Below are 8,332 nucleotides of genomic sequence, written 5' to 3'. Positions count from 1 at the left end.
GATCTGGCGCGAGCCCATCTTGACCACCAGCCCGCCGAGCAGCGACGGATCGACGGTGACGGAGATGGCCACGTCCTTGCCGGCAACGCTCTTCAGCGCCGCCTTGAGTTCAGTCTGCTGGGCAGCGGTCAGCTCGTGCGCCGACGTCACTTCAGCAGCGGTCTCGCCACGGTGTTCGGCGGCGATCTGGCGGAACGCCCTGATCATGCCGGGGATGGCGAACAGCCGGCGGTTTCTCGCGACGACCCGCAGGAAATTGCCGGTGAGGCCGGCAATCCCGGCCTTGTCGGCGATCGCCGCGATGGCCTTGGCCTGGTCCTCGCTGGAAAACACCGGGCTGTTGATCAGCCGGGTGAGGTCGGCGCTGCCCGCGAGCATCGTCTCGAAGCTGTTGAGGTCTGCCTCGACCTTGGCCACGGAATTTGCCTGCAGGGCGAGTTCGAACAGCGAACCCGCATAGCGTTCTGCGACACCTGAGATTGGCGATGACGATTGAGCCACGGACCGTCTTTTCTCTTGTCTGACAGGCCGCAGATTGTTGGCGCGAGCAAAAACTCTGGCTAAATCTTTGACCTTACTGCATTTTTTCAAGCACGGAGGCGCGGCTTCCGCTATCCCCGGCCGAAAGTCGATTGCCGTCTAGCACAGGCATTTTAAGACCGCAATGCGTCGTTCCGCATGGTTTTCAGGCACTATTGTCGCATCTGGCGAAAGAACCCCGTCTTCCGCCCCGGAAACCCTGAGGATTCAAGGCAGAAAGCCGAAGGCGAAGGCGAGCGGCAGCGCCGCCAATGCCAATTCCACCACAATGGACACCCAATTGAAAGGCGTGTTCGCGCCATCCGACATCATCGACAGCAGCCGCCCGAACGCGGTGAACAGCCAGGAGAAGCCAAGCGTCATGTAGACCAGCGGCTGCGCAAGCAGGATGCAGCACAGGCCGACGCCGAGATAGAAGCCCGACATTCTGCCGCGCCCCTCGGCGATCGCCGCCACCTTCTCGGGCTTGACCTGCAGCCGCAGGATCCGGAAGGCCAGGCCAGGCGCCAGAAAAAACAGTAGGCCGAGCAGCACGGTGACGACGGCGCTCGACCAGGCCAGCCATTCGCCCTGGCTCATTGGCCACGGAAACGCAAAATCCATCTTGTCTAGCCCCCCTCACAGCAACTCCGGATGCATTGAATGTCGCCTGTGGAGGAAGTCAAGCGCCAGCCGGCAAGTCGGGGTTTCGGCAAAGCCACACTGGAAATGCTGTCGCCTGATGTGAGCTTACAGCTTGGAACCGCCAGCTCTGCGGCCGAGTCGGCCACCACGCAAGCAAACACCTGAACGAGAATATCCGCGGCGCAATTTCTTCAACAGTATAGATTGCGTGCCTTGCCGCGACGTAACGTAAGTATTATGCTTCGAATGTTCCTTTCGTCGACTTCTTGTTTATTTTAGCAATTTCACATGTTTCACGATCACTTGTGAAATCTGCACGGACGGAGTGCGGCAGGCAGGATCTCAAAATTCGGAGAAGATCATGCCGGATCTTTGTCGGGCGTTGCATCTGGCCAGCATCTGGGTCGCTGCGGCAGCCCTTGCCGGGATCGCGCAAGGCGCTCGCGCGGACTGTATCGCCGAACGGCCGACGGCCATGGCCCCCGCCGATCCTTTGGTCTGCCAGCAGCTCGAGGCGACGATCAAGAAGCCCTCCGCGCTGTCCCTGGGCGACTACGAGAACAAGCTCAACCAATATCTGGGCAGTTACTGTTATCGCGATGAGGCTGCCGGATGGGTGCACGACAAATTCGTGCGCCAGGCCGGGCCGCGCATCGCGACCCTGGTCAACGGCGCCTGGCAGGGCGTCGACCATGGCACCCATGCGCCGGTGATGATCTGGTATTCGCCCGACATGATGGACTGGCTCCGCAAGAATCGCCCGGCAGAAGGCGAGGTCGATCATCCGCCGCCGGTTCCCGACGGCGCCATCATGGTCAAGGAGATGTTTTCGGAGCCGGCGTCGGATTGCCGGACGGTCGATCCTCTCAGGCTTTTTCCAACCAGCGGCGCCGCGATAATGATCCGCGATGCCAGCGCCTCTTACGATGGCTGGTTCTGGGGCTGGTACGGCTTTGGCAGCCAGAGCGGCTGGACTCCGGATTGGCCGGCTCTGCCGGCCGACAACAACAGCCTGCCCAACATGGGCTTCGCCCAGTATTGCATGAACTGTCATGCCTCGGCTGGCGACAATCTGACCTTCGCATCTCCCAAGAACATTGCCGGCGAGCCAGGCAAGCCGCTCAACTACCTCGCACAGGATTTCTTCACGGGCGCACCGGCAACGACCTTGCACCAGTCGGTCGTTTTGCCGGTCAATGCCAATCCGCGTCTTGGCCAACCGCTCTACAGTCCGAACGCTGACGTGATCGCCGCGCTGCAGGCCTATGTCCGCGAAATGCCGACCTATGCGACCGTCTCGCGAATGCCTTCCGAAACCTACGACAACACCTGGGTCGGGGCCAAAGGTCCCGATGCGTCCGATACGTTCCTGACCTCGAGCCAGTGCCTCGGTTGTCACGATGCCGGCAGCACCGGGCTGCAGTTCGACATGACCAAGCCGAACCCGCATGGCGATGGCTTGATCAATCTGTCGCCGCTGGCGACCTGGCGAACCTCGCCGATGGGGCTGGGAGGCCGCGACCCGATTTTTTTCGCGCAGCTGGCCAGTGAAACGCAAAGCTTTCACCCCAAAATGTCCGGTGTTGTGCAGGATGTTTGCCTTGGCTGTCACGGCATTGCCGGAGAACGGCAGTTTCACATCGACGAGAAGGCGCGCTCGGGCAAATGCGAACTGTTCTCGCGCGACATGGTCGACGCGACGCCCTGGCCAGCCGACAATCCGAGTGCCGCGCACGCCAATTACGGCATGCTTGCCCGCGACGGCATCACCTGCACGTCCTGTCACCGCATGGTGCTCAACAGCAAGGCCAGCGAACCGCTCGGCGATGCACCGCAGAACGCCTGCGTGGACGAGCGGCAGGCGCTGCTCAATCCGGACGCGACTGGTTTTGCCAAGACCTTCACCGGCAGCTTCATGGTCGGTTCGCCGGATACGCTCATCGGCCCCTTCGAGAAACCGGAAGTCGGGCCGATGCATACCGCGCTCGGCATCAAACCGGTCCATGACGCCACGATCATGAGCTCCGAGGTTTGCGGGACATGCCACACGGTTCACTTGCCGGTTCTGCAGGGCACCAACACCCTGGCGCATATCTACGAGCAGACGACCTATCCGGAATGGGCGTTCAGCGCCTATCGAACCAGCAGCACCCCGGATGGACCGCTTCCGCTGGGCGCCGGCGCCACGCCGCGCAGCTGCCAGGGCTGTCACATGCCATCGACGGAACAGGACGGATCGCCGACGATGAGCAAGATCGCCAGCATCCAGGAAAATCTGAATTTCCCGCAGGCCGAGTCCAGCAACGCACCGGATCTTTCGGTTCGCGAGGGATTTGCCCGCCACACGCTCGTCGGACTCAACGTCTTCCTGGTCAAGATGGCGCAGCAATTTCCCGATGTCTTCGGCATCAGGACGCGCGATCCGATGATGGGCAAGAAGGCTGTCGATCCCCTCGTCCTCACCGAGCAGGCGATGCTGGACCAGGCGTCGCAGGCGACCGCTACCGTCGCCGTCAGCGACCTTGCCATCACCGCCGACGCGCTTGATGCCAAGGTGACGGTAAAGAACCTGGCCGGTCACAAGTTTCCCTCCGGAGTGGGTTTCCGGCGTGCGTTCCTCACCTTCAGTGCGCTCGACCAGAACGGCGAGCAGCTCTGGGTCTCCGGTCGCACCAACGCCGCCGGTGTGATCGTCGACGCCTCAGGCAAGCCGCTTGATGGCGAGCTTTGGTGGAAGGATGATTGTTCCGGCCGCCTCCACCCTGGCGAACGGCCGCATCAGCCGCACTACCAGAAGATCACGCGACAGGATCAGGTTCAGATCTATCAGGAACTGGTCTCCACGCCGCCTGCCGATACACCCAATCCAGTCTGCAATGCCCATGCGAAGCCGGAAGGCGAACTGACGACCAGCTTCCTGTCGATCTGCACAGAGGTGAAAGACAACCGGATATTGCCGGCGGGTTTCCTACCGGTCGAAGACCGGCTGGAAATCGCCAAGGCGTTGGGCGCGGATGAGGAACTTGCCGTCGATGTCGGCGCGACCGCTGTCGAGGACGATCCCGACTACATATCGGGCGGCAGCGACACGTTGAGCTACTCGATACCGCTTGCCGATTTACCGAAGGGCACACGCCCTTCCAGCATCGAGGCGGATCTCTATTACCAAGCGACGCCGCCGTCCTATCTGCAGGATCGATTCTGCACCGCCAACGGCCCCGACACCGATCGCCTGTATTTCCTGACCGGGCATCTCAATCTCGGCGGCACGCAAGCAGACGGATGGAAGCTGAAAGTGGTCGGCAGCGGAACTGTCGCCGTCCAGCCGTGATCTCTGTTTTGACGCAATTCCCAGGGAAAGCGCTACGCGATTTTCCCGGGAAAACCGTTTCACACTTTTGCGGGAATTGCTTCAGGGCAGCATGAAGGCCACCGCTGCCTCGGCATGGATGCGCGTCGTGTCGAAAACCGGAATGTCGAAGTCCGGCTGACCGATCAGCATGGTGATCTCGGTGCAGCCCATGATGACGCTGTCGGCGGCCTCTTCGCGCCGCAGGCGTTCGGTCTCGGCGATATAGGCCGCCTTGGAGGCTTCGGTGACGACGCCCTGGCATAGTTCCTCGTAGATGACGCGATGCACCATGTCGCGGCCGGCCGCATCGGGCACAACCGGTTGAAGTCCGTATTTGTCGGCGAGCCGGCCCTTGTAGAAATCCTGTTCCATGGTGAAGCGCGTCGCCAGCAGCGCCGGGCGCTGCATGCCGGCGCGCTTGACGGCGACCGCGGTGGCGTCGGCGATGTGGATCAGCGGGATCGACACCGCCGCCTGCACCTGGTCGGCCAGTTTGTGCATGGTGTTGGTGCACAGAAGCAGGCCCTCCGCGCCGCCCGCCTCGAGCTTGCGCGCCGCTTCGACGAGAAGCACGCCGGCGCCATCCCAGTCGCCATGATGCTGCCGATCGGCGATCTCGGCAAAGTCGAACGACCACAGCAGCAGTTTCGCCGAATGCAGGCCACCGAGACGCTCGCGCACGATCTCGTTGAGCAGGCGGTAGTAGATGGCGGTCGACTCCCAGCTCATGCCGCCGAGAAGGCCAAGGGTTTTCATGTGATCTTCCCGTCTCGCCGGCTTCGAGCCAGCCTATCGCTGCAATCGCATTCTTACAAAAAGCTCTGCGGGTCGATATCCACTTGCACCCTGACCGAACCACGCTGTTTCGGCCCGTTGGCCAGCATGGCGCGGATGAAGCCTTGCATGTCGGCGCGCCGCTCACCCTGGATCAGCAAGCGAAACCGGTGACGGCCGCCGAGCAATGACAGCGGCGCCTCGGCTGGACCCAGCACGAACAGGTCTGTCGCCTCGGGCGCGGCACGGCGCAGGCCGCGCGCATGGACCTCGGCTTCTGCCCGCGTCACCGCGCTGACGATGACGCCGGCGAGCCGGCCAAAGGGCGGCAAGGCCGCCCGCTCGCGCTCGGCGATCTCGCGCTCGTAAAAAGCCTCGGCATCGCCAGAAACGATCGCCCGCATCACCGGATGGTCGGGCTGGAAGGTCTGCAGCAGACCGAGGCTCTTCTTGCCGGTGCGGCCGGCGCGGCCGGTCACCTGGCTGAGCAGTTGGAAGGTCCGCTCGGCAGCGCGCGGGTCGCCATTGGCGAGACCGAGGTCGGCGTCGACGACCCCAACCAAAGTCATGTTGGGGAAGTTGTGGCCCTTGGCGACCAGCTGTGTGCCGATGACGATGTCGGCCTCGCCATCGGCGATCGCCTCCAGTTCTAGCCGCAGCCGCCGCACGCCGCCCATCAGGTCGGATGACAAAACGATGGTGCGCGCGTCCGGAAAATGCGCGACCACTTCCTCGGCGATGCGCTCGACACCTGGCCCGCAAGCAACCAGATGGTCGAGCGTGCCGCATTCCGGGCAGGCTTCGGGGCGGCGCTCATTGTGCCCGCAATGATGGCAGACCAGCTGGCCGCGAAAGCGATGCTCGACCAGCCAGGCCGAGCAGACCGGGCAGCCGAAGCGGTGGCCGCAGACGCGGCACAGCGTCAGCGGCGCATAGCCGCGCCGGTTGAGGAACAGCAGCGACTGCTCCTTCCTCTCCAGGGTCTGGCGCATCTGGTCGAGCAGCACCGGCGACAGGAAGCCGCCGCGCGCTGGTGGCGCCCGCCGCATGTCGATCGCCTTGAGATACGGGAGAGCCGCCTCGGCGAAGCGGGCGGAGAGCACCGCCCTGTTGTAACGGCCCTGCTGGGCATTGACCCGGCTTTCGACCGATGGCGTCGCCGACGCCAGCACCACCGGAAAGCTGCCGATATGGCCGCGCACCACCGCCATGTCGCGCGCATTGTAGAAGACGCGGTCTTCCTGCTTGTAAGCGGGGTCGTGCTCCTCGTCGACGACGATCAGGCCAAGCTCTCTGAACGGCAAGAACAGCGCCGAGCGGGCGCCGGCGACGACACGCACGCCGCCTTCCGCCACTTGCCGCCAGACCCGTTCCCGCATCCTCGGCGGCAGGTCCGAATGCCACTCGCCCGGCTTGGCGCCGAAGCGCTGCTGGAAGCGTTCGAGGAAGGCGTGGGTCAGCGCGATCTCCGGCAACAGGATCAGCACCTGCTTGCCCTGGTCGAGCGCGGCCGCCACCGCCTCGAAATAAACCTCGGTCTTGCCCGACCCGGTGACGCCGTCGAGCAGCGCGACATTGAACACACCGGCCGCGACATTGGCGCGCAGCATCTGTGCGGCGTCGTTCTGGTCCGGCATCAGTTCCGGCATCGCGTAGCTGGTGTCGGGCGCGGCCACCACCGGGCGCGGCGGGATCATCACCGTCTCAAACACGCCTTGCGCCCTCAGCCCGTCGATCACCGTCGACGACACGCCGGCCGCATGCGCCAGGCCCGACCGCGTCCAGGCAAGCCCGCCTTCGGCCGTCTCCAGCACGCGCTCCCTCGCCCCCGTCATCCGGTCTGGCGCGAGAAGCGTGCGCTGCAGCCCCTCGATCCATGGCTCGGGGTCGAAACCCTCCGGCGCCCTGAGCAGCATGCGCGCCACCATGCCCGGCGGCGACAGCGTGTATTGCGCCACCCAGTCGACGAAGCGGCGCATCGCGCGGTCGATCGGCGGGCAGTCAAAGACCTGCTCGATGGGGCGCAGCTTTTTCGCGTCGACCTTCTCGACCGCGCCATCCCAGACGATGCCGGCGACCTGGCGCGAACCGAGCGGCACGCGCACGATCGACCCCGGCACCACGCGCATGCCGGCGGGCACCGCATAGGTGTAGGGACGTTCGGCGGGCATCGGCACCAGCACCGGCGCGGCTGCGACAAAGGGCGAATCTTCGTTCATGAGGCGTGACCTTGCCCCGACTTTGGTCTAGATCAAAGCGCAACGCTGAACGTGCCTTTCCCAGCACGACGAAATCGTCAGGAGACCGCCATGAAATTTTTTGTCGACACCGCCGACGTCAAGGATATCCGTGAGCTCAACGATCTGGGCCTGCTTGACGGCGTCACCACCAACCCGTCGCTGATCCTGAAATCCGGCGGCAAGATCGCAGAGGTCACCAAGCAGATCTGCGACATCGTCAAGGGTCCGGTCTCGGCCGAAGTCACCGCCACCGAATATTCCGAGATGATGCAGCAGGCCAAGGTCCTGGCCAAGATCGCCGACAATGTCTGCATCAAGGTGCCGCTGACGCTGGACGGCCTGAAGGCCTGCAAGACGATCCGCACCGAGATGAACCGGCTGGTCAATGTCACGCTCTGCTTCTCGGCCAACCAGGCGTTGCTGGCGGCCAAGGCCGGTGCGTCCTTCATCTCGCCCTTCGTCGGCCGCATCGACGACATCGGCATCGACGGCATGGAGCTGATCCAGGAGATCCGGCAGATCTACGACAATTACGATTTCCAGACCGAGATTCTCGTCGCTTCGGTTCGCACCGTGAACCATGTCAAGCAGGCAGCACTCATCGGCGCCGATGTTGTTACCGCGCCGCCGGCGACGCTGAAGGCACTGGTCAAGCATCCGCTGACCGACAAGGGCCTGGAACAGTTCCTCGCCGACTGGGCAAAGACCGGCCAATCTATCGGCTGAGATGGCGATCGGCTGAGGCCAATACCGTTCTCAACAAAAAAGGCCGAGCAATCGGCCTTTTTTATTGCGCTTCCGA

Annotated in this window: 6 protein-coding genes; 2 read left to right on the top strand and 4 right to left on the bottom strand. The window is 63.5% G+C overall.

Annotation, left to right across the window (positions count from 1 at the left end):
- Both ACFSOZ_RS06570 and ACFSOZ_RS06565 read right to left on the bottom strand, forming a co-directional pair.
- A partial coding sequence (locus ACFSOZ_RS06570; RefSeq protein WP_379094943.1) for a F0F1 ATP synthase subunit delta occupies positions 1-501 on the bottom strand: 501 nt, incomplete at its 3' end.
- Between the two features lie 246 nt (positions 502-747).
- The gene (locus tag ACFSOZ_RS06565; protein ID WP_379094941.1) at positions 748-1,143 is read right to left on the bottom strand and encodes an AGROH133_08824 family phage infection protein; all 396 of its coding nucleotides are present in this window, start codon (positions 1,141-1,143) and stop codon (positions 748-750) included.
- A 382-nt stretch (positions 1,144-1,525) separates the two neighbouring features.
- On the opposite strand from ACFSOZ_RS06565, the gene ACFSOZ_RS06560 reads away from it, so the two are divergent.
- On the top strand, positions 1,526-4,495 hold the full coding sequence (locus ACFSOZ_RS06560; protein WP_379094938.1) for a hypothetical protein: 2,970 nt from the start codon (positions 1,526-1,528) through the stop codon (positions 4,493-4,495).
- An 81-nt stretch (positions 4,496-4,576) separates the two neighbouring features.
- On the opposite strand, the gene ACFSOZ_RS06555 is transcribed toward ACFSOZ_RS06560, so the two are convergent.
- Positions 4,577-5,272, bottom strand: a complete 696-nt coding sequence (locus ACFSOZ_RS06555) for an aspartate/glutamate racemase family protein (RefSeq protein WP_379094936.1) — start codon at positions 5,270-5,272, stop codon at positions 4,577-4,579.
- Positions 5,273-5,325: 53 nt separating this feature from the next.
- Positions 5,326-7,509, bottom strand: coding sequence for a primosomal protein N' (locus ACFSOZ_RS06550; RefSeq protein WP_379094933.1), 2,184 nt, complete (start codon positions 7,507-7,509; stop codon positions 5,326-5,328).
- Positions 7,510-7,599: 90 nt separating this feature from the next.
- On the opposite strand from ACFSOZ_RS06550, the gene fsa reads away from it, so the two are divergent.
- Entirely contained in the window at positions 7,600-8,256 is a 657-nt protein-coding gene (gene fsa, locus ACFSOZ_RS06545; protein ID WP_379094931.1) for a fructose-6-phosphate aldolase, read from the top strand.
- Positions 8,257-8,332: the final 76 nt, after the last annotated feature.

The sequence above is a fragment of the Mesorhizobium newzealandense genome, from assembly GCF_042682145.1.
Classification (GTDB): Bacteria; Pseudomonadota; Alphaproteobacteria; order Rhizobiales; family Rhizobiaceae; genus Mesorhizobium; species Mesorhizobium newzealandense.
This window is presented reverse-complemented; position numbering and strand designations above follow the sequence as displayed.

Coding starts and splice junctions, on each gene's coding strand:
- ACFSOZ_RS06550 (WP_379094933.1), bottom strand. CDS start 7,509: ATGAACGAAGATTCGCCCTTTGTCGCAGCCGCGCCGGTGCTGGTGCCG.
- ACFSOZ_RS06560 (WP_379094938.1), top strand. CDS start 1,526: ATGCCGGATCTTTGTCGGGCGTTGCATCTGGCCAGCATCTGGGTCGCT.
- fsa (WP_379094931.1), top strand. CDS start 7,600: ATGAAATTTTTTGTCGACACCGCCGACGTCAAGGATATCCGTGAGCTC.
- ACFSOZ_RS06555 (WP_379094936.1), bottom strand. CDS start 5,272: ATGAAAACCCTTGGCCTTCTCGGCGGCATGAGCTGGGAGTCGACCGCC.
- ACFSOZ_RS06565 (WP_379094941.1), bottom strand. CDS start 1,143: ATGGATTTTGCGTTTCCGTGGCCAATGAGCCAGGGCGAATGGCTGGCC.